18 protein-coding genes are annotated in these 21,675 nt (G+C 69.2%); 4 read left to right on the top strand and 14 right to left on the bottom strand.

Annotated features, from left to right (window positions below):
* Positions 1–99: 99 nt before the first annotated feature.
* The 5 genes from H0X90_RS05280 to H0X90_RS05260 all read right to left on the bottom strand — a co-directional run bounded on the left by H0X90_RS05280 (position 100) and on the right by H0X90_RS05260 (position 5,575).
* Entirely contained in the window at positions 100–795 is a 696-nt protein-coding gene (locus H0X90_RS05280; RefSeq protein ID WP_060263103.1) for a helix-turn-helix domain-containing protein, read from the bottom strand.
* Positions 773–1,735 (bottom strand): AraC family transcriptional regulator, encoded by a 963-nt coding sequence (locus tag H0X90_RS05275; protein ID WP_077189606.1) that lies wholly within the window; start codon positions 1,733–1,735, stop codon positions 773–775. The genes H0X90_RS05280 and H0X90_RS05275 overlap by 23 nt, the downstream gene beginning before the upstream one ends.
* A gap of 31 nt (positions 1,736–1,766) precedes the next feature.
* A complete protein-coding gene (locus H0X90_RS05270; RefSeq protein ID WP_034200806.1) occupies positions 1,767–2,858 on the bottom strand; it encodes a porin in 1,092 nt (363 codons plus the stop codon).
* Between the two features lie 88 nt (positions 2,859–2,946).
* Entirely contained in the window at positions 2,947–5,151 is a 2,205-nt protein-coding gene (locus H0X90_RS05265; RefSeq protein ID WP_077189605.1) for a xanthine dehydrogenase family protein molybdopterin-binding subunit, read from the bottom strand.
* Positions 5,135–5,575 (bottom strand): (2Fe-2S)-binding protein, encoded by a 441-nt coding sequence (locus H0X90_RS05260; RefSeq protein WP_006491242.1) that lies wholly within the window; start codon positions 5,573–5,575, stop codon positions 5,135–5,137. The genes H0X90_RS05265 and H0X90_RS05260 overlap by 17 nt, the downstream gene beginning before the upstream one ends.
* 251 nt (positions 5,576–5,826) lie before the next feature.
* Here H0X90_RS05260 and H0X90_RS05255 point away from each other — a divergent pair, with 251 nt between their 5' ends.
* The gene (locus H0X90_RS05255) at positions 5,827–6,210 is read left to right on the top strand and encodes a VOC family protein (protein WP_034200808.1); all 384 of its coding nucleotides are present in this window, start codon (positions 5,827–5,829) and stop codon (positions 6,208–6,210) included.
* Between the two features lie 85 nt (positions 6,211–6,295).
* On the opposite strand, the gene H0X90_RS05250 is transcribed toward H0X90_RS05255, so the two are convergent.
* The gene (locus H0X90_RS05250) at positions 6,296–7,771 is read right to left on the bottom strand and encodes an NYN domain-containing protein (RefSeq protein ID WP_058901284.1); all 1,476 of its coding nucleotides are present in this window, start codon (positions 7,769–7,771) and stop codon (positions 6,296–6,298) included.
* Between the two features lie 283 nt (positions 7,772–8,054).
* On the opposite strand from H0X90_RS05250, the gene H0X90_RS05245 reads away from it, so the two are divergent.
* A complete protein-coding gene (locus tag H0X90_RS05245; RefSeq protein WP_034200810.1) occupies positions 8,055–8,684 on the top strand; it encodes an SDR family oxidoreductase in 630 nt (209 codons plus the stop codon).
* An 85-nt stretch (positions 8,685–8,769) separates the two neighbouring features.
* On the opposite strand, the gene H0X90_RS05240 is transcribed toward H0X90_RS05245, so the two are convergent.
* Positions 8,770–9,318, bottom strand: a complete 549-nt coding sequence (locus tag H0X90_RS05240; RefSeq protein WP_006497688.1) for a peroxiredoxin — start codon at positions 9,316–9,318, stop codon at positions 8,770–8,772.
* A 278-nt stretch (positions 9,319–9,596) separates the two neighbouring features.
* Between H0X90_RS05240 and cdpA the strand changes: the two genes are divergently transcribed.
* Together cdpA and H0X90_RS05230 are read left to right on the top strand one after the other, a co-directional pair.
* Positions 9,597–11,339 carry a cyclic di-GMP phosphodiesterase CdpA gene (gene cdpA / locus H0X90_RS05235; protein ID WP_012492445.1) on the top strand — a complete coding sequence of 581 codons (1,743 nt, stop codon included), beginning with the start codon at positions 9,597–9,599 and terminating at the stop codon, positions 11,337–11,339.
* A 25-nt stretch (positions 11,340–11,364) separates the two neighbouring features.
* Positions 11,365–12,876 (top strand): HDOD domain-containing protein, encoded by a 1,512-nt coding sequence (locus H0X90_RS05230; RefSeq protein ID WP_006497692.1) that lies wholly within the window; start codon positions 11,365–11,367, stop codon positions 12,874–12,876.
* 93 nt (positions 12,877–12,969) lie between these two features.
* Here H0X90_RS05230 and H0X90_RS05225 read toward each other — a convergent pair whose 3' ends face one another.
* From H0X90_RS05225 to H0X90_RS05195, 7 genes are all read right to left on the bottom strand, one after another.
* Positions 12,970–13,764 (bottom strand): ABC transporter substrate-binding protein, encoded by a 795-nt coding sequence (locus H0X90_RS05225; RefSeq protein ID WP_006490898.1) that lies wholly within the window; start codon positions 13,762–13,764, stop codon positions 12,970–12,972.
* A gap of 355 nt (positions 13,765–14,119) precedes the next feature.
* Positions 14,120–15,163, bottom strand: coding sequence for a succinylglutamate desuccinylase (gene astE, locus H0X90_RS05220; RefSeq protein ID WP_012492443.1), 1,044 nt, complete (start codon positions 15,161–15,163; stop codon positions 14,120–14,122).
* Positions 15,164–15,170: 7 nt separating this feature from the next.
* Positions 15,171–16,511 (bottom strand): N-succinylarginine dihydrolase, encoded by a 1,341-nt coding sequence (gene astB / locus H0X90_RS05215; RefSeq protein WP_006488742.1) that lies wholly within the window; start codon positions 16,509–16,511, stop codon positions 15,171–15,173.
* A gap of 14 nt (positions 16,512–16,525) precedes the next feature.
* Positions 16,526–17,989, bottom strand: coding sequence for a succinylglutamate-semialdehyde dehydrogenase (gene astD, locus H0X90_RS05210; RefSeq protein WP_077189604.1), 1,464 nt, complete (start codon positions 17,987–17,989; stop codon positions 16,526–16,528).
* Positions 17,990–17,996: 7 nt separating this feature from the next.
* On the bottom strand, positions 17,997–19,028 hold the full coding sequence (astA, locus tag H0X90_RS05205; protein WP_006488741.1) for an arginine N-succinyltransferase: 1,032 nt from the start codon (positions 19,026–19,028) through the stop codon (positions 17,997–17,999).
* On the bottom strand, positions 19,025–20,092 hold the full coding sequence (gene aruF / locus H0X90_RS05200) for an arginine/ornithine succinyltransferase subunit alpha (RefSeq protein ID WP_006497698.1): 1,068 nt from the start codon (positions 20,090–20,092) through the stop codon (positions 19,025–19,027). The genes astA and aruF overlap by 4 nt, the downstream gene beginning before the upstream one ends.
* Positions 20,093–20,122: 30 nt before the next feature.
* Positions 20,123–21,355: an aspartate aminotransferase family protein gene (locus tag H0X90_RS05195; RefSeq protein ID WP_069232377.1), complete on the bottom strand. Its 1,233-nt coding sequence runs from the start codon at positions 21,353–21,355 to the stop codon at positions 20,123–20,125.
* Between the last annotated feature and the right edge of the window lie 320 nt (positions 21,356–21,675).

Raw genomic sequence — 21,675 nt, 5'->3', positions numbered from 1 at the left:
ATGTCGTACCGCCCCGCCCCGGCCGTCGGCCCGCGCCGCCGCGAAGGTCGCGCGCAGCCGGCATCCACGCCGGTGGGCCGCGACGACGGCCGACGGCGCTCAGCGGCGCTCGGCCTCGGCCGGATCGGCCAGCGCGTCCGCCAGGCGCCGGGCCGCGTCGTCGATCATTGCCGGTATCCGCCGCCATCGTGCGTCGCCCGGCACATCGAGCGCGACGCCGATCGCGAGCGCCCCGCCCGCATCCACCGGCATCGCGACGATGCCAGCCTCCTGCCACGACGCGCGTTGCCGGCCAAACCGCCGGACGGGCCGACCACCCGTGTCGGCCGCGTCGCTTTGGTCGTCCGCAGCGTCCTCTATCCGCCCCGCGAACCGCGCGCCGACGCGCGTGACGAGGCACGCGGCCCCGTCGGGCGCCGCCTGCGCGAGCACGACGACTTCCGCGCCATCCCGCCCGAGCAACTGCGCGGCGAGCCCGCTGCGCGCACACAACGCGTCCAGCACCGGCTGCGCGTGCGCGACCTCCGGCCGCGCGCCGAGATACGCGGCCGCGACCCGCGCGGCGGCCGGCCCCGGCCGATAGCGGCCGTGCGGATCGACGACCAGAAACGCATGCCGGACCAGCGTCCTCAGCAACCGCGCGATCGAGTTGCGCGGCACGTCGAGCCGCGTCGCCAGGTCCGCGGCGGTCGGGAGCGACGGCCCGGCCGCGACCGCTTCGAGAATCGCGAGCCCGCGCGCGAGCGCCGGCACCCAATGGCGCAACGCGCGGTCATCCATGTCGTGCAAGGTCATACAGGTCCCGTGCGTTGCGCGCATAGCGGCGCGGCGCCATCCCCGACCAGCGATGGAACGCGCGCGCGAACGCCTTCTCCGACGTGTAGCCGACCCGCTCGGCGATCTCGATCAGGCGCAGCTTGCCGTTCGCGAGCTCGCCGCTCGCCAGATACATCCGGTAGGCGGTCAGATGACCGATCGGCGTCTCGCCGACGAGTTCGGCGAAATGCGCGCAAAAGCGCGAACGCGACATGCCGGCCTCGGCCGCGAGGCTCGCGAGCTGCCAGTTGCGCCGCGGGTCGCGATGCATCAGCGCCATCGCGCGGCCGATCTGCGGATCGGTGAGGCCACGCAGCCAGCCCGTGTGATTCGCCGACGATTGCAGATGCGCGCGCAGCAGCTGCACGAACAGCACGTCGGCCAGGCGCGTCGCGGCGACCGCCCAGCCCGGCTGGCACGCCATCGATTCCTGGATGAAGCTCTGCAGCGTGCTCGCGAGCCACGGCGCGACGGCCGCATCGTTGGCGCGCACGTGGATCAGCGTCGGCAACACCGAGAACAGCGGGCTGCGCACGATGTCGCGATACACGACGATCCCCGTATAGAGCTCGCTGGTCGCGCCGCCGCCGCCCGCGACGAACTCGAGCGGCGTATCGAAGCGCGGCCGGATGCCCTTGTCGGCCATCAGCGTGTCGAACGGCACGGGCGGCACGTCGAGCGACGACGCCATCACGTGCTCGTCGCCGTGCGGCAGCAGCACGAAGTCGCCCGGCTCGACGTGCACGGGCGCGGCGCCCGCGATCGCCAGGAAGAACGGGCTGCCCGCGCAGGTGCGAAACGGCGCGCCCGCGACGGCCGGCTTGCGGATCGCCCACGGCGCGCTCAGCGTGAAGCGTCCGGTGACGACCGCATCGGCCCGCAGGTCGGTCAGCACGTCGCTGAGAAGATCGGTCGTCATCGTCGAAGTCTCCGTGGAGCGCGCCGCCGCATCAGAAGCGCTGCTGGATGCCCGCCATCGCGCCGACCTGGTTGCGGCCGGTGCCGACCGTGCCGCCTGCCGCCACCGCCGACGTGCCGAACGCGCTGTTCGTCATGTAACCGACCGACGTATAGACCAGCGTGCGCTTCGACAGGCTGTAATTCGCGCGCCCGACGAACAGGTTCGAGTCGTAGCGGCCGCGCAGCAGATAGCGCACGGCCTGTGCGTCGAATGATAGCGCCGGCGTCGCGTAGACCGTGCCGCCCGCGAAAAAGAGGTCCGACTGGCCGTGGGCCGCGGCCGCCGTGTTGCGGCGGATCCAGCCCGCGCCGAGCTTCGCGATGCCGAGCTTGACGTACGCATCGACGATCGTGCGCGTGTCCGTATAGCCTGGGCTCGACAGCGGCGCCGACGCGCCCGTGCCGCCGTGCATCACGTCGTACGATGCGGCCACGCCGAACTGCGGTGCGTCGTACGCGACCATCATCGTGTATTGCCGGCAGGCGACCGGGTCGCCCGGCACGTTGCCCGCGCAGTTCGTGGCCGACGGGCCGGCCGGGCCCGCCGCATCGCGCCCGGTGCTGTACGTACCGCCGAGCGTCACGCCGCCGAAGTGGCCGAGATAGCCGATCGCGCTGTCGCTGCGCGCGTTCGGCAGATAGCTGTCGAAGCTGGCCATCGAATGAATCGACGGGCCGATCACGTCGGCGTTGAGCAGCACGAGCATCGACATGTTCATCTGCCGCCCGAGCGTGAGCGTGCCGTACGGCGAATCGATGCCGACGTTCGCCTGCCGGCCGAACAGGCGGCCGCCGTAGTTCAGCGCGCCCGAGTTCAGCGCGAAGCCGTTTTCGAGCACGAAGAACGTGCGGTAGCCGCCGCCGAGCGCCTCGACGCCGCGCAACCCGAAGCGCGACGGCACTTCGCCGGTCAGCGACGGCATGCCGGCGACCGCGCCGCCGCCGGCCGCATGGTTGTAGTACTGCACGCCGGTGTCGACGATGCCGTACAGCGTCACGCTGCCCTGCGCCTGCGCGCCCGGCGATGCGGCGGCGGCGGCCGCGAACGAGACGGCCGTCGCGGCCGTGCGAAAGGTTTTCATCGAAGTCTCCAGACCAATCGTGTAGTTATGCTTGCTATTGACCGGCGACGCGCGGGGCGCCGCCGGCCGGTGGGGGATATCGGGTCGTTCAGGTCACGAGCGGCGTATCGAACGGCATCGAACGCGGCCGCTCGCCGGTCGCGCGCCAGATCGCATCCGCCACCGCCGGCGCGACGGGCGGCAACGCGACCTCGCCGCAGCCCTGCGGATCGCGGTCGCTGTCGACGATCACCACCTCGATCTTCGGCATCGCGGCCAGGCCAAGCAGCGGATAGTCGGCGAAATTGCGCTGCACGACCGCGCCGTGCTCGAACGTGATTTCGCTCCTGAACGTGTTGGTGAGCGCAAAGCCGACGCCGCCCTCGACCATCTCGCGAATCAGCAGCGGATTGATCGCGCGGCCGCAGTCGATCCCGCACACGATCCGCTCGAGCTTCACGTTGCCGCGCGTCACGCGCACCTCGGCGACCGCCGCGACGTACGTGCTGAACGCGCCGCCGCGCCCGGTGTACAGCGAATACGCGACCCCGCGCGACAGGCCGGCCGGCGCGCGGCCGAACCAGTTCGCGCGCGCGGCCGTCGCATCGAGCACGCGCAGCGCGAGCGCATCGTGCTTCAGCAACGCGCGCCGGTATTGCACCGGGTCGGCCCGCACCGTATGCGCGAGCTCGTTCACGAAGCTTTCGAGGAAGAACACGGTCGACGTGCTGCCGACGCTGCGCATGAAGCTGACCGGGATCGGCTGCATCACCGTGACGGAATCGACCAGCAGGTTCGGCACGTCGTAGCAAAGGTCGTACAGGCCGTCGAGCATCGTCTCGTCCCAGCCGCCCGCCTTGTCGTAGCGGTCGCGCTTGATCGCCGCATACAGCGAATGGCCGGCGACGCGCGCATGCAGCGCGACCGGCAGGCCGTCGCGGCCGAGCGCCGCGCGAAACCGCGCGGACGCGCACGGCCGGTAGAAGCCGTGACGGATGTCGTCCTCGCGCGAGCGGATCACCTTCACGGGCCGCCCGACCGCCTTCGACGCGACGGCCGCATGCACGACGAAATCGGGCACGTACTTGCGGCCGAAGCTGCCGCCGAGAAACGTCGTGTTGACGATCACGCGCTCGGCCGGCACGCCGAACAGCGCCGACAGCGTCCAGCGCACCTTGTCCTGCCCCTGGACCGGCCCCCAGACCTCGATCTCGCCGGCCCGCACGTGCACGGTCGCATTGACGGGCTCCATCGTCGCGTGAGCGATGTACGGCGTGTGGTAGTCGGCTTCGACGACGTTGCCGGACTCGGCGAGATGGCGCCCGGGCTCGCCGACCTGCGTCGCGACCACCGCGTGCTCCGCCTGCAGCGCGCCCTTGCGCTGCGCGAGGATCGTCGTGCTGTCGAATGCCGGCGTCGGGCCCGCGTCCCACACGATGTCCGCCGCGTCGCACGCCTTCTTCGCCTGCCAGTAGGTCTGCGCGACGACGATCACCGCGTCCTTCGCGACCACGACGTCCGCCACGCCCGGCATCGCGCGCAATGCGTCGCGGTTCTTCACGCCGCTCGGCTTGCCGTTCAGCGTCGGCGCCATCGTCAGCGCGCCGACCAGCATGTCGGGCACCTGCACGTCGATGCCGAAGATCGCGCTGCCGTCGACCTTCGCGGGCACGTCGAGCTTGTGCAGCGGACGGCCGATCAGCGTGTGCGCGGAAGCCGGTTTCAGGCGCGGCTGCGGATCGTGCGGCAGCCTGGCCGCGTCGTCGACGAGCGCGCCGTACGACAGCGAACGCCCGCTCGGCGGATGGACAACGCGGCCGTCGCGCGTCACGCACTGCGTGTCGCGCACGCCGAGCCGCGCGGCGCCGGCCCGCAGGAACGCCGAGCGCGCCTGCGCCCCCGCGATCCGCAACCGCGTATAGAACATCGTCGCCGACATCGATGCGCCGACGAATTGCTGCGGCGCCTCGTTCGCGGCATCGATCCGGTACGCGTCGCGTCCCGTGACGAACTCGACCGTCACGCTGCGCCAGTCGGCATCCATCTCGTCGGCCAGCACCTGCGGCAGCCCGGTATGGACGCCCTGCCCGACTTCCGCCTGCGACAAGCCGATGATCGTCCGGCCGTCCGCGTCGACGCGAACCCAGTCGTTGATCTCGCGAAAGCGCGCGCCGTCGCCGGCCGCCTGCACGACTTCGCCGAATGCCAGCGGCAGCAGCAGGCTGCCCGCCAGCGCGACGCCGCCCTTCAGGAACACGCGTCGCGCCGCGTTCGGCACGGGCTGCGCCCGCACCGCGTCAGCCGGCCGCGACATGGATCGCCTCGCGAATGCGTTGATAGGTCGCGCAGCGGCACAGGTTCGTGACGGCCGCGTCGATCTGCGCGTCGGTCGGCTTGCGGTGGCGGGCGAGCAGCGCGGCCGTCGCCATCACCATCCCCGACTGGCAATAGCCGCATTGCGGCACGTCCTTCTCGATCCACGCGCGCTGCACCGGATGCGAGCGGTCGTGCGACAGCCCTTCGATCGTCGTGATCGCGCGGCCCGCGACGCTCGCCGCCGGCAGCACGCACGCGCGCGCGGCTTCGCCGTCGAGATGCACGGTGCAGGCGCCGCACGCGCCGATGCCGCAGCCGTACTTGGTGCCCGTCAGTCTGGCCGAGTCGCGAATGACCCACAGGAGCGGCGTATCGGGATCGCCGTCGAAATCGAACGGCTGGCCGTTCAGCATGAAGCGCATCGTCTGTCTCCCTGTTGCGCATCGCCCGTTCGTCATCCGGCGGATGACGGCGATGGCTTGACAGGAATTCTTGGCGGCGCAAAAAGCGGCGCCAATGACCTTTGCTCCGGAAAAAGTAGCCGTTCGTCCAGATCGTTTCAGCCGACGAATGGCGCGTGCCGCCCGGTTCGCCGCGGCCCCGGCTTGCGGACGGGCCGCGATCGGCTATCGTGTGTCCATGCCCACCGCCGTCCCCTTCCCGGGAACCCGCCATGAACGTCCAGCTCAACCACACGATCGTCTGGTGCCGCGACAAGCATGCGTCGAGCCGCTTCCTCACCGAACTGCTGGAATTGCCGCCGCCGACGCCGTTCGGCGCGATGCTGGTCGTCGCGCTCGACAATGGCGTGTCGCTCGATTTTTACGAACAGGCGGGGGAGATCCGGTCGCAGCATTACGCGTTCCTGATCGACGAGGCCGGCTTCGATCGCGTGCTCGCGCGCCTTCGCGAACGCGGGTTGCCGCACTGGGCCGATCCGGCGAAGCGGCAAGCCGGTGACATCTACCGCCACAACGGCGGACGCGGCGTCTACTTCGACGACCCGGACGGTCACTTCCTCGAAGTGATGACGCAGCCGTACGTGCTGAACGGCTAGCGCGACAGGCCGGCATGGCGCCGGCCCGGACGGCGCGGGTGTCGCCCGGTTGCGGACGAAACCCGGACGACTGCCCCGGCCGCCGTTACTCGGCGGCGGCCGTCGTCTTGCGCGGACGACGCGCGCGCGGCGCCGCCTTGCGGGCCGGCTTCTTCGGCTTGGCGGCAGCCGGTGCTTCGGGAGTCGCGTCGACGGTTGCTTCGACCGGCGCCACGTCGTGCGACGGTTGCGCGGCGTCGTCCCGAGCGCCGGAAGCGCGAGGCGCCGGCTCGGCGTGCCGCTCGTCATGCGCCGCGTCGCGATGCGGTTCGTCCGCATGCTGGCCGTGCGCGTGCGCATCGCCGCCATGCGGCGTGTCGCCCTGCGCGGCGGTGTCCGGCTGGCCGGCCGCGTGGCGACCGGCGCCCTTCGCGGCCGCGCCCTTCTTCGCGCCGGTCTTCTTCGCCGCGCTCTTGCGCGCGCGCTTGCGGCCATCCTTCGCGTCGCCGTGCGCGTCGGCCACCGCGGGTGCTTCGGGTGTCTCGGGCGTGTCGGCCGGCGCCGCGTCGGCGACCTCGGCAAGCTCCGCGTCTTCCGCCTCGACCTGCGCGCTTTCGTGAACGACCGATTCCGCCCGCTGCCCGCGACGGCGCGCCTCGCGGCCGGCCGGTACCGGCTCCGCCGCCCGTGTGCCATGGTGGCCGCCGTGGTGCGCCGCGCCGCCCTCACCACCCGCCGCAACGTGCTCGGCGGCCGCCGACTGGCGGGCCCGCGACACGAACGCGCCCGACTTGTCGTCGCGCCCCACTTCGAGCAGGCCGCGCGCCTGCGCCTCGTCCAGCAGGTTGCCGAACGCGCGGAACCCGTAATACGACTCGTTGAAATCCGGCTTGCGGCGCTTGATCGCGCTCTTGAGCACCGACGCCCAGATCTTGCCGACGTCGTCGCGCTCCGACGCGAGCGCGTCGAAGGTCTCGACCGCCAGCGCGATCGCCTCGGCCTTGCGCGCGTCCATGTCGTGCTTGCGCGACGGCTCGTCCGGCCGCTTCGCGCCGCCGTTGCCCGCGCGCTGCTGCTGTTCGCGCTTCGCGAGCGCACGCTGCTGCTCGCGCACCAGATCGTCGTAGAAGATGAATTCGTCGCAGTTCGCGACCAGCAGGTCCGACGTCGATTTCTTCACGCCGACGCCGATCACCTTCTTCGCGTTCTCGCGCAGCTTCGACACGAGCGGCGAAAAATCCGAATCGCCGCTGATGATCACGAACGTATCGACGTGCGACTTCGTGTAGCAGAGGTCGAGCGCGTCCACGACGAGCCGGATGTCGGCCGAATTCTTGCCCGACTGGCGCACGTGCGGAATCTCGATCAGCTCGAAGCTCGCTTCGTGCATCGACGCCTTGAAGCCCTTGTAGCGATCCCAGTCGCAATAGGCCTTCTTCACGACGATGCTGCCTTTGAGCAGCAGGCGCTCCAGCACGGGCTTGATGTCGAATTTCTCGTACTTCGCGTCGCGCACGCCGAGCGCGACGTTCTCGAAGTCGCAGAACACGGCCATGCTGACGTTGTCCAGGGGTAATGCCATGTGTACTCCAACCGGTGGGCCGCCGCGTTATTCACACGTGGCGGCGAAAAATGCATCGCGCACATGATAGCCGGTCGGCGCGTCATTCCCGCATCCGTGTGAATGAATGACCGCCGGCCGCGCATGCCGGTATGCCCGACGCCGGTATGCCCGACGCCGGTACGCCCGATGCCGGTACGCCCCTTATTACGCGCCCGCCGCCGGGTCAATTCGACATTACACTTGAGTTATCGGTCGTCCGTCCCTATCTGGATGGATGACGCATCGAGCAAGGAGCGGTTTCATGACGACGAAGGTACTGCTGATTGGCGCGACCGGCCGGACGGGCCAGGCCTGCGCGGATCTGCTGCTCAAGCAGCCGGAGTTCGAGGTCACGGCGCTCGTGCGCCGGCACGGCTATGCGCTGGCGGGCGCACGGGTCGTCGAGGCCGATCTGACGAACGATTTCTCGCACGCTTTCCAGGGCATCACGCACGTGATCTACGCGGCCGGCTCGGCCGAATCGGACGGCGCGACCGAAGAGGAGCAGGTCGACCGCGACGCGGTGGCCCGCGCGGCCGACTACGCGCTCGCCTACAACGCACAGAAGCTCGTGGTGGTCAGCTCGCTGTCCGCGTACCGGCCCGAGCAGGGGCCGGACGCGCTGCACCACTATTCGCAGATGAAGCGCGAAGGCGACGACCGCGTGATCGCATCGGGCGTCGACTACGTGATCCTGCGCCCGGGCCCGCTCACCGACGATCCGGGCGTCGGCAAGATCGCGCTGACCGATACGTGGCTCGATCCCGCGCCGCCCGTGTCGCGCCAGGACGTGGCATGGGCCGCGATCGAGGCGATCAAGCTCGGCATTTCGCGCAAGATCGTCGGCTTCGTCGGCGGCAGCGTGCCGATCGAGCAGGCGTTGCGCGCATAACGGCCCGTTGCGCGCCGCCGGCAGGCGGCGCATGCCCGTGCCCGCGGCCCGCACGACGGGCCGTTTTCATGCGCGGGGCAGCCGCTTACTGCTTCGGATGCGCGTCGGCCCACGCCTTCACGGCGGCAAGCGTGTTCTCGACATGCTTGTCGGGCGACAGGCTCGTGTATTCGTAGAGAATCTTCCCTTCCGGCGAAATCACGTAGGACACGCGGTTCGCCCGGTCGAGCGCCGGCAGCTTCGCGTCGTATTCGCGGATGATCTTCGCGTCCGGGTCGGCCGCGACCGGGAATTTGCTCCGGCACTCGCTCACCGAGAACTTCGTCAGCGTGTCGATGTTGTCGGCCGACACGCCGATCACCGTCGCGCCGTAAGCCTTGTAACGGTCGACCGCGTCCGCGAACGCATGCGCCTCGATCGTGCAACCCTTCGTGAACGCCGCCGGATAGAAATACAGCACGACCGGCCCCTGCTTCAGCGCGTCCGCGAGCGAGTACGTGTAAGTCTTGCCGCCCAGCGACGCCTGCGTCGTGAAATCGGGCGCCGCGGCGCCCGGCTTCAGTTCCGCCTGCGCCAGCAGCGCATGGCCGGCCATCAGCGCCGCCATGGCGCCCAGCAACAGTTTTCGCTTCATCTGCGTCCTCATTTCTTATAAAGTCAGCCTCGATGCAGGCCCCTCAGGCGTTCGCCTGACGAACACCTGCCTCGTTGATCCGGACCGCGACAGCCCCGCGCGCGGCCGGCCCGTTAAAGATTTCTGACAGTCTGCCGTTATTCCTTCCGGACAACCGGTTCCAGCCCTTCACGTCAGCGAGAAACATGGAAGCCAACAGGAAACAGACGTCACGCAAGGGCTCCTGGCGCAGCGCCTTGCATACGCTGCGCCGCTTCGCTCGGTCGGGCGGCGCGCTGATGCCCGCGCGCGCCGTCGCGCCGCGCCGCGACGATTCCGTGCGCAACTGGCTGGAACAGACGGTCGGCACGGTGGATTTCCTCGCCCATGTCGACCGCGAGCTGCGCTTTCTGTATGTGTCCGACGCCAGCCTGCGCTTCATCGGCTACCACCGCGACTACCTGCACACGCTGACGCTGCGCGACCTGATCGCCGAACAGGATACCCCGGCGCTCGAAGGGCTGCTTGCACGCGCCGCCCGTTCCGGCCAGGTCGAGAAGGCGACGATGTGCATCGTCAAGTCGCTCACCTACCCGCTGGACGTCGAGATCCGCGCGTTCAAGAGCCGCCACCACGGCGTCGACGGCTTCGCGATCGCGGCGTTCGACGTGTCGTCGTGGCGCGCGCTCGAGGCACGCCTCACGTACGAAATGCACCACGACCCGATGACGGGCCTCGACAACCTGTCCGCGCTCGTGCCGGCGCTGATGCGCGCGCAGCAGACCGCCGACGAGCACGGCACCTGCGCGGCGCTGCTGCTGCTCGACCTCGACGACTACCAGCGGATCAACCGCGCGCTCGGCTACGACGCGGGCGACACGCTGCTGCGCGAGACCGCGCAGCGGCTGAAGGCGCTCGTCACGCCGAACGAACGGCTCGCGCGCGTCGCGAGCGACAAGTTCGCGGTCGTGCTGAACGCACCGGACCGCGCACAGGCGAGCCAGGCCGCCGACGCGCTCGCGCGCCGGCTGCAGGCCGCGGTGCGCGAGCCCTACGTGTACCACGGGCAGACCGTGCACCTGTCCGCGAGCATCGGCATCGCGCTCTACCCCGACGAACGTGCCGCGCCGCATCGGGCGCAGCACCACAGCCCGCTGCTGCGCCGCGCCGACCACGCGCTCTCGCAGGCGAAGGCGTCGGGCGGCAACGCGCTCGCGTTCCATGCGCCCGTCGACGATCCGGCCGACGCCGAACGCCTCAAGCTCGAAGCCGACCTGTACGACGGCGTGCGCAACGGCGAGTTTTCGCTCCATTTCCAGCCGATCACGCGCAGCCAGTCGGGCGCGGTGGTCGGCGTCGAGGCGCTGATCCGCTGGCGCCATCCGGTGCACGGCCTCGTGCCGCCGGCCACCTTCATCCCGCTCGCCGAATCGATCGGCCTGATCAACTACCTCGGCAACTGGGTGCTCAAGGCCGCGTGCATGCAGCTCGTCGCCTGGGACGGCCAGGGGCTCGCGCTGCAATACGTGGCGGTCAACGTGTCGCCGCAGCAGTTCCGCGATCCGCGCTTCACGCAGAGCGTGCGCGAGGCGATCGCGCTGACGGGCATCGACCCGCGCCGCATCGTGCTCGAAATCACCGAAAGCCTGCTGATGCACGACCCCGCGCACGCGAAGGTGCTGCTCGAGGAGCTGACCGATCTCGGCATCCGCTTCGCGATCGACGATTTCGGCACCGGCTATTCGAGCCTCGCCTATCTGCAGCGCTTCCCGCTCGCGAAGCTGAAGATCGACCGCAGTTTCGTCGAGAACCTGCTGACGTCGCGCAACGATCGCGCGATCGTGTCGGCGGTGGTCGGCCTCGCGCAGACACTGGATCTCGAGCTCGTCGCCGAAGGCGTCGAGACCGAGGCGCAGCGCGAGCTGCTGACGGAGATGGGCTGCAATCACATCCAGGGCTGGCTCGTCTGCCAGGCGCTGCCGTCCGAGGAGCTCGCGCGGCGCTTCGAGGCGCAGCAGCTGCACCTGCACGCCGCCGCCTGACGCGCGGCGAACCGGACAGATCCGTATGTCAACCACCGAATACCTGCCCCGCACCGCGCTGCTCGACAAGCTGTGGGCCCGGATGAACGAACGGGGCGATTTCCCGCTGCTGTCGGAATCGCTGCGCGCGACGATGGCCGCGATGAAGAACGACGACCTCGACTTCACCGCGCTCGTGCGCGTCGTGCTGTCGGACTTCGCGCTCACGCAGAAAGTGTTGCGGCTCGCGAACTCCGCGATGTACATGGCGTTCGGCGGCAACATCACCACCGTGACCCGCGCCCTGATGGTGCTCGGCATGGACGCCGTCGGCCATCTCGTGGTCGGGCTGAAGCTGGTCGACCATTTCCACCAGAGCACGCCGCGGCGCATCGACGCGAAGCTGGAGCTGAACCGCGCGCTGCTGTCCGGCTGCGTCGCGCGCAAGCTCACCGAGCGCGCCGAACTGCGCTCGGGCGAGGAAGCCGTCGTCTGCACGCTGATGCGCCAGGTCGGCAAGCTGCTGGTGGTCTGCTATCTCGACAGCGAGTGGGACCGCATCCGGCGCCGCGCGGCCGAGCTGAACGGCGACGAATCGGCGGCCTGCGTCGACGTGCTCGGCGTCGGTTTCGACGAGATCGGCCTCGAGGCGGCCGCGCGCTGGCGGCTGCCCGACGTGATCCGTGCCGGGATGGCCGACGACGATCACGCGGCGCACGCCGACGCGTTCGACGACGAAGACGATGACGCCCGCCACGCGGAGCCGGCCGCCGACGACGGCCCGGCCGAGCGCATCCGCTGGCTGCGCGCGGTCAGTCGCTGTTCGACCGACGTCGCCGGCGCGCTCGTCATGCCCGCCAGCCCGCAGCGCGACGCGCGCATCGCGGCGCTCGCGCTGCACTACGGCGCCGAGCTGGACATGGAATCCGAGGCGCTCGTCGAGATCGCCGAGCGCCTCGCGCGCGAGGAAGCGAGCGACACCGTGATGCGCGAAATCGTCGAGCTGCGTGCGAACGCCGATGCGATCGCACGCGCGCAGGCCGAACCCGAGGCCTGCCTCGAAGCCGGCCTGGCCGACCTGCGCGCGCTGCCGTCCGAGCACGTGCTGACGCCGGTGCTCGCGCTCGCGTCGGAAAGCCTGCTGGCCGGCCTCGCGTTCACGCGCACCGTGATGTTCGTGCGCCACGACGACGGCACGTTCGCCGCGCGCCTCGGCTTCGGCCCCGGCGTCGATACGACGCTCGACCGGCTACGCTTCGACGAGCGCTTCGAGCCGGACGTGTTTCATCTCGCGATCACGAACTCGGTCGGCATCTTCATCGAGCAGGCGCAGGAGCCGAAGATGGTGAAGCGCCTGCCCGCGTGGTATCTCGACGCGTTCGACGACACGCGCGCGTTCGTGCTGCTGCCCGTGCGGGTCGGCACGACGACCGTCGCGCTGCTGTACGGCGACTGGGCCGGCGCGCAACCCGCGCGCAAGATCTCGCAGCAGGAGATGGCGGTGCTCAACGAACTCGCGCGCGAACTGGGGCGGTTCTTTCCCGCGCCGGCCGGCTGACGGCCGGCGCGCCTCCGGCGTTTTCGCTTCCCCAAAAGCAAACCGGCCGCATCAGCGGCCGGTTTTTTTGCAGCATGCGCGCGAACGCAACGCTTACTTGAGCGTGACGGGCACGCTGAAGTACTTCTTCGCGAGGTTGTCGATCGTGCCGTCGGCCTTCAGTTCCTTCAGCGCCTGATCGAGCGCCGTCTTCAGCGCCGCGTCGTTCTTGCGCAGGCCGAAGCCGACGCCCGAGCCGAGGATCTCGGTGTCGCTGACCGTGCCGCCCGCGAACGCGAAACCCTGGCCTTGCGGCTTCGTCAGGAAGCCCTTCGAGCCGGCTTCCGAATCCTGGAAGGTCGCGTCGAGACGGCCCGACTTCAGGTCGGCATACGCCAGATCCTGCGTCTGGTACGGCACGACTTCAACGCCGGCCGGCGCCCACTTCTTCTTCGCGTACGCTTCCTGGATCGTGCCCTGCAGCACGCCGACGCGCTTGCCCTTCAGCGATTGCGGGGTCGGCAGCAGGCCGCTGCCCTGCTTCGCGATCAGCTGGTTCGGAATCGTGTAGATCGGATCGGTGAACGCGATCGCGTGCTTGCGCTGGTCGGTGATCGTCATGTCCGAGTTGATCGCGTCGAACTTGCGCGCCTGCAGCGCCGGGATCAGGCCGTCGAAGTCGTTCTCGACCCACACGCACTTGGTCTTCAGCTTCGCGCACACCGCGTTGCCAATGTCGATGTCGAAGCCGGTCAGCTTGCCGTCGGGCGTCTTGTATTCGAACGGTGCGTACGAGGCCTCGACGCCGAACCGGATCTCCTTCAGATCCGCGGCAAACGCGCTGCCTGCCGCCACGGCCGATGCCGCCACCACCGCATGCGCGGCCACTTTACGCCAATCCAACTTCATCTGGTGTTCTCCTCGATACTCGAATGTTCCGGAACTACGGGCGCTTGCATCATTGCAGGGTCGGATGACCACGACAATGCGGCTGCCGCGCCGTGATGCGGCGCAACAGCCGCAAGGCCGCGATTGTACCAATCCGCGCGGCCCGATATGGCAAAGCGGGCGGCGCGACGCGATGCTGCGCTGCGTGCCCGGCGGCCGCCGCGCGCCCCGTCGAACTTGCAAGACGGTGTCGCAAATACGCAAGCGTGGCGCGTGCGCCGGCCGTGCGGCGTGCGGGCGTTATCGCAAAAAAATGAACGGGCCGCGGAGCGATGCGCAAGCCGAGCGTCGCCACGGCCTGCCGATCGCGCGTCGATCAGACGAGTGCGGCGATCGTCTCGCGTGTCGTATCGATCACGAGCAGGCCCGCGCGCAGGCCCGGCTTCACGGTCGGATTCGGAAAGACGATCCGTTCCTCGTCGTGCGTCACCGTGTAGCGGTAGTCGCCGTCCTGCGCGAGCACCGTTCCGCGCGCGAACGCGGTGAAGTTCGCGACGTCGGCCGCGACGAACAGCTCGAGCGCGTCGCTCTGCTTCGTGATCTGGTCGATCACCGTGAAGACGCGCGGCAGCGACGGATGGCCGCCACCGGCGTCGACTTCCGCCCTCCCACCCGACACGAGCTTGCGCACCGCGCGGTCGGCCGGCGCGAAGCGCGCCAGGTCGTTCTGGCCGAACGGCCGCACCTTGCCGAGTTCCAGCGTGCACGCGAGCGCGCCGCAATGCTCGGCCGTGAAATGCGAATACGTATTGCCCTTCGCCGTGTGCAGCAGCACGGCCGCGATGCGTGCATCGCCGAGCCATTCGATCATCGCGCGCGTCGGAGGCGTGCCCGTGTGCGGCAGCAGCGCGAACTGCTCGAACACCGATGCGCGAATCGCCGTATGCATGTCGATGTGCCAGCGTGCGCTGCCCGCCGGCGCCGCCGCGAAGAACGCGGCCGCGGCCGCTTCGAGCTGCGCGGCGCGCGGCGCTTCGCGGCTCGCGGGCACCTGCGCGTGACGGCCGCTGAACAGGCGGTTCAGGTCGTCGTCGAGATAGCGTTCGCCCGCGCGCATCGCCGGCACGTTGCCGAGCACGACGAGCAGCCGGCACGCGAGCGGCAGCGCACCCGCGGCGAGATCGCGCACCAGCATCGACAGCAGTTCGATCGGCGCCGTCTCGTCGCCATGCACGCCGGCCGACACGAGCACGCTCGCGCGCGCCGCGGCGTCGGCCGCCGCCGGTTCGAACGCGAGCAGCCCGTCGCCGAGCCATTGCCAGCGCACCGCGCCGCCCGCGCAGGCGCCGTCCTGTTCGGCCGGCGCGTCACCGGCCAGCGTGAACGCGAGAAAGTCGTCGAGCAGCGCGGCGGCCGGCATCCGTGCCTCAGCGCTGGAAGTCATACAGCGAACCGACGCGCAGGATCTGCGTGAGCTCGTCGAGCGCCGTGCGCGATTCGTCGAGCAGCGCCGGATCGGCGAGGTCTTCCGGTGCGAGGCGATCGCGATAGTGCTTGTCGATCCACGCGTCGAGCGACGCGAACAGCGTGTCGTTGATCCACACGTTCGACGTGACGGCCGCGCGCTCCGCTTCGTTCAGCACGACGCGCAGGCGCAGGCACGCCGGGCCGCCGCCGTTCTTCATGCTTTCGCGCAGGTCGAACACGAGCACGTCGTGAATCGGGCCGTTGCCGGCGGCAAGCTGGTCGAGATAGGCGGCGACGTTCGCGTTCTCGCGGCACTCCTGCGGCACGACGAGTACCTGCGAGCCGTCCGCGCGCGACAGCAGCTGGCTGTTGAACAGGTACGACGTCACCGCGTCGTTCACGCTCACCGCCGCGTCCGGCACTTCGATCACGTTCAGGCGCGCACCGCGTGCGTCGAGCGCGGCGGTCAGCGTATCGTAGATCGCCTGCTTGTTGACGAACGCGCGTTCGTGCGTGAACAGCGTGTCGCGGTTGCCTACCGAGATCACGTCGTTGTGGAACACGCCCGCGTCGATCACGTCCGGGTCCTGCTGTGCGTACACCGTCGCTTCCTCCGCGAGCCCGTGGCGATGCGCGACCGCGCGGCTCGCCTCGAAGGTCTGGCGGGCCGGGAAACGCTTCGGCTCGGGGCCGCGACGGTATTCGGCACGGCCGTACACGAAGAATTCGATGCCCGGCTTGCCGTATTCGGCGCAGAAGCGCGTGTGGTTCGCCGCGCCTTCGTCGCCGAGCGCCGGCGTGCCGGTCAGTGCTTCATGCACCGCGAAGTGGGCGGGGTCCGCAAACAGCGTCGACAGCGTGCGGCGCGTCGCTTCGTGCTCGATCGCGCGATGCAGCTTGCTGCACAGGTTCGCCGGCGTGAAGTGCACGCGGCCGTCGCTGGTGTCCGCCGACGGGCTGACGGTGGCCGCGTTCGCGGTCCACATCGCCGACGCCGAGCTCGCCGCGGCGAGCAGTTCGGGCGCCTGCTTCGCGGCCTTCGCGATCACGTCCGCGTCCTTGCCCGAGAAGCCGAGCTCGCGCAACAGGCGCAGCGACGGCCGCTCCTGCGGCGGCAGCACGCCTTGCGCGAAACCGAGATCCGCGAGCTGCTTCATCTTGCGCAGCCCCTGCTTCGCGGCGGCCTTCGGGTTCGCGGCCGACTTCTCGTTGTTCAGCGACGCCACGTTGCCGAACGACAGCCCGGCGTAGTTGTGGGTCGGGCCGACGAGCCCGTCGAAATTGGCTTCTTGTGCGTTCATCGTCGTTCCCTCGATCAGAAATGCAGGCCCGGCGACAGGCTCGCGGGCAAAGTCAGTTGCGTGCTTTCCACCGACGCCATCGGATACGCGCAATAGTCGGCCGCGTAGTACGCGCTCGGGCGATGGTTGCCGGAGCGGCCCGTGCCGCCGAACGGCGCGGCGGACGATGCGCCGTTGGTCGGGCGGTTCCAGTTGACGATCCCGGCGCGGATCGTGCGGCGGAAGTGCTCCCACACCTTCGGGTCGTCGGCCAGCAGGCCGGCGGACAGGCCGAACGCCGTGTCGTTCGCGCGCTCGATCGCGTCGTCGAGCCTCGTGTAGCGGACGACCTGCGCGAGCGGGCCGAAATGTTCTTCGTCGGGCAGGTTCGCGACGCCCGTCACGTCGACGATCGCCGCATTCACGAAGCCCAGGCGCGGATCGCGCTGCGTCATCGCGATGATCGGCTTCGCGCCCCGCTCGACGAGGCGCGACTGCGCGTCGACCAGCTTCGCGGCCGCGCGGGCCGAGATCACCGCGCCCATGAACGGCTGCGGATCGGCGTCGAACACGTCGGCCGTGATCTTCGACGTGACGTCGGCGAAACGCGCGAGGAAGCGGTCGCCGAACGCGCCCTGCGGCACGAAGATGCGGCGTGCGCACGTGCAGCGCTGGCCGGCCGACAGGAACGCCGACTGGATCGTGTGATGCACGGCCGCGTCGACGTCCTCGACCTCGCCGATCACGAGCGGGTTGTTGCCGCCCATCTCGAGCGCGAGCACGATTTCCGGACGGCCGCCGAACTGCTTGTGCAGCAGCGTGCCGGTATCCGAACTGCCGGTGAAGAACAGCCCGTCGATCTGCCGATGGTTCGCGAGCGCGATGCCGGTGTCCTTCTCGCCCTGCACGAGGTTCAGCACGCCGGACGGCAACCCGGCTGCCTGCCACACCTCGACCGTCGCGCGCGCGACGCCCGGCGCAAGTTCGGACGGCTTGAACACGACCGTGTTGCCGGCGATCAGCGCCGGCACGATATGACCGTTCGGCAAGTGGCCGGGGAAGTTGTACGGGCCGAACACCGCGACGACGCCGTGCGGGCGGTGACGCAGCACCGCGACGCCGTCGGCCATGTCCTGGCGCTTCTCGCCGGTGCGCTCCTGATATGCCTGGATCGAGATGCCGACCTTCGCGGCCATCGATGCGACTTCGGTGCGCGCTTCCCACAGCGGCTTGCCCGTCTCGCGGCCGATCGCGGTCGCGATCGCTTCCTTGCGTTCGGTGAGCAACGCGGCGAAGCGCTTGACGATTTCGCAGCGCGCCTCGAAGTCGAGCGCCGACCAGCCGGCGAACGCGCGGCGCGCGCTCGCGACCGCACGGTCGACGTCGGCCGCCGATGCGCTGTCGCCCTGCCAGGCCACAGCGTCGGTGCCCGGGTTGCGCGAAGCGAAGACGGGGCCCGAGCCTGCGACCCAGGCGCCGTCGATGAAGAGTTCCGTCATGATTCGTTTATCCCTGTTTGACTTTGAGCGGCAGCACGCGGACCGGATCGCCGGCCTTCACGTCGAGCGCGACGGCATCGTCGGCCGACAGCACGAACGAGCCGTTCGCGACCACGCCCGGCGCGACGCCGACGCGGAAGTCGCCGAGCGACGTGTTCGACACGAGCGACTTGGGAGCATCGTCCCGCGCGTCGGGCACACCGATCGCGACCGGTACGACGACGCTCTCGCGCACCGTGCGCAGGTCGTTGACGTGGCATTCGAGCACGGGGCCCGCGTCGAAGATGTCGACGTGATTCTGGTAACGCAGCCCTTCCGCTTCGAGCATCTTGCGGGCCGGCAGCGTATCGCGGTGCGTGAGGCCGACCGCGTCCTGCGCGTCCTGCGGCAGCAGGTCGACGTACACCGGGTAACGCGGCATCAGTTCCGCGAGGAACGACTTGCGGCCGTGCGAGCTGAGGTAATCGGCCGCGTTGAAATCGATCTGGTAGAAGTGCGAACCGACCGCACGCCAGAACGGCGACGTGCCGTCCTCGTCGAAGTGGCCGCGCAGTTCCGCGCAGATGCGCTCCGGAAAGCGGTCGCGGAATTGCGCGATGAACATGAAGCGCGAGCGCGACAGCAAGCCGCCGACGCCGCCCGTGCGATAGCGCGGGCTCAGGAACAGCGAGCACACTTCCGCGTAGCCCGTCAGGTCGTGCGAGATGTTCAGCGCCGACATCCGCGTCCACACGCCGAGTTCCTGGCTCGCATGCACGACCGTGCTCACGCGGTAGTTGTAGAACGGCTGCTCGAGGCCGACCTGCGTTTCGATCCCGCACACGCCCGCGATGTCGCCCGTCTTCGATTCTTCCATCACGAAGAAGTAGCCGGCCTCGCCCGGTGCGGCCTTGCCCTCGAGCGTGCGGCGCGAGCGTTCGATGCGCGCGGCGAGCGCGTCGCGGTCGGGCTTGAACGTGGTCAGGCCCGGCCCGGTTTCCTGCGCGAGCGACACGAGCGCGTCGACGTCGCCCGTTTGTACGACCCGAACGACGATCATGCTGCGTCTCCCTTCAATTCTTCATCGTCGCGGCGGTGCAGCGGCACGCAGCGCACGACATCGCCTTCCTTCACATCGAGCGCCGCGCGCACGTCGCCGGCCAGCGGCGCGTCGGTGCCGCGCGCGTCGGCCGTGTCGCCCGGCAGGTCGGCCAGCACGCAGCGGAACGACTCGCCGCTGCCCGTCGACACCATGTACGCGACGTCGCCCCGCTGATGCGCGGCCTCGCGCACGACGCGCTCCGACGCCTGCTTCACGCACGCGGTGCGGTCGACCTGGGCGGTCAGCACCGGGCCCGCGTCGAAGATGTCGACAAAGCGGTCTGGCTCGAAGCCTTCCTCGAGATGGATGTCGTACGCGAGCAAGGCCGTTTCGTTCGGCTCGCCGAGCACGCGCTGCGCGGCTTCGGGCAGCAGCGGCACGTAGAGCGGATAGGCCGGCATCACTTCCGCGATGAACGTGCGGCTGCGGCCGCCCGAGGCGATGTCGACGTCGGTGAAATTACGGCCGAAGAACTTGCGGCCCACCGCTTCCCAGAACGGCGATGCGCCGTTGCCGTCGCTCACGCCGAGCAGCAGCGTGAACACTTCCGGCGTGAAGCGGCGGCGGTTCGCGGCGATGTACATCATCCGCGCGCGCGAGATCAGGTGCGCGGCCGCGTCGCCGCGCAGCGACGGATCGACGTAGAAGCCCGCGAGCCGGCTCTTGCCGGTCAGCTCGTGCGACATCGTGAGCGCGTGGATCTTGCGGTTCACGTGCAGCTCGCGCGACGCGTGGATCAGCGCGTCGTTGCGGAACGCGTAGAACGGTTCCGAGTAGCCGGCCGCGGCCACGATGCTCGCCGTGCCGAGCAGCTTGCCGGTCGACGAATCCTCGAGCACGAAGAGGTAGAACTCCTCGCCGGCGAAATCGACGTCCGCGCGAAACGAATCCTCGGAGAGCGCCACACGCGCTTCGAGCGCCACGCGGTCGTGCGGCAGCGAGTGCAGGACCGGCTGCGCGGTGCGCGCCATGTGCGCGAGCGCATCGAGATCCGTGAGTTTGCCGGGGCGAACAAATAGCATCGTCGTTCCTGTCTGCGATGGGCGCGCCGATCAGCGCGCGGTGGCTTCCTGGGCCGCGAGCACCTGCTCGACTGCCTTCTCGAAGCGCTTCACGCCTTCGTCGAGCAGGTCGAACGGAATCACCAGCGACGGGACGAAGCGCAGCACGTTCGGGCCGGCGATCAGCATGATCAGCCCGTTCTCCGCGGCGGCGGTGACGAAGTCCTTCGCGCGGCCGTCGAAGGCGGCGGTGAGTTCCGCGCCGACCAGCAGGCCCTTGCCGCGCACGTCCTTGAAGATGCCGAAGCGTGCGTTGATGCGTTCCAGCGCGCCCTTCAGGCGCACGCTGCGTTCGCGCACGCCTTCGAGCAGTGCCGGGTCGCCGATCAGTTCGACGACCTTGTCCGCGATCGCCGATGCGAGCGGGTTGCCGCCGTACGTCGTGCCGTGCACGCCGACCTTGAAGTGCGCGGCCAGTTCGTTCGTCGTCAGCATCGCGCCGATCGGGAAGCCGTTGCCGAGCGCCTTGGCGGTCGTCAGGATGTCCGGCGTGACGCCCGTGTCCATGTACGCGTAGAACTGGCCCGTGCGGCCGACGCCCGTTTGCACTTCGTCGAAGATCAGCAGGGCGTCGTTGGCGTCGCACGCTTCGCGCAGTGCCTTCAGGAACGCCGGATCGGCGGGGATCACGCCGCCTTCGCCTTGCACCGGCTCGACGATCACGGCGCAGGTTTTCGGGCCGATCGCGGCCTTCGCGGCTTCGATGTCGTTGAACGGCAGGTGCTTGATGCCTTCCGGCACCGGGCCGAAGCCTTCCGAGTACTTCGGCTGACCGCCGACGCTGACCGTGAAGAACGTGCGGCCGTGGAACGACTGGACGAACGACACGATTTCATATTTGTCGGCGCCGTGGCGGTCGAACGCGACGCGGCGTGCGAGCTTCAGTGCGGCTTCATTTGCTTCAGCGCCCGAGTTCGCGAAGAATGCGCGGTCGGCGAAGGTCAGCGATTCGAGGCGCTTCGCGAGGCGCAGCACCGGTTCGTTCGTGTAGCCGTTGCCGATGTGCCAGAGCTTGCGGCCTTGTTCGTCCAGCACCTTCAGCAGTTCCGGGTGGCCGTGGCCGAGCGACGTCACCGCGATGCCGCACGCGAAATCGATGTACTCGCGGCCGGCCGTATCCCACACGCGGGAGCCCTCTGCGCGATCCGGCACGAACGGGGCGGGGGAAAATACCGGCACCATCACTTCGTCGAATGTCTGGCGGGTCACGGTCGAGGTCGTCATGGTCGTTCCTTTCGGTTTCGTAAGAGGGTTCAACAGGATCAAGTTTAGGTAAGGGTGACGCAAGCGTCTTGCGGAATTGCGACGGGTTCTATCGGAAGGTTTTTGGTTTTGCCCTCCCGGGTGAGGGGGCGGCGGCGCCGTGTCCGTATTTTGGGGCTTTTTCCGGCTTTTCTGTGGTCGGCTTCCGGTCGCGGGACCTATCCGTGATTTCGTGGGCGAGGCATATCATGAGGTGTAAAAGTCATGGATATGCCGATGAAGAAGAAAAGGCAAACTGTAGCGCGTCAGGCAGCGGCCCGCGGGCCGCTGCCTGAACTGCC

It is taken from the genome of Burkholderia sp. 9775_39, from assembly GCF_015712225.1.
Classification (GTDB): domain Bacteria; phylum Pseudomonadota; class Gammaproteobacteria; order Burkholderiales; family Burkholderiaceae; genus Burkholderia; species Burkholderia cenocepacia.
The sequence above is the reverse complement of the archived record's forward strand: the minus strand, read 5'-3'. Positions and strand labels throughout refer to the sequence as shown.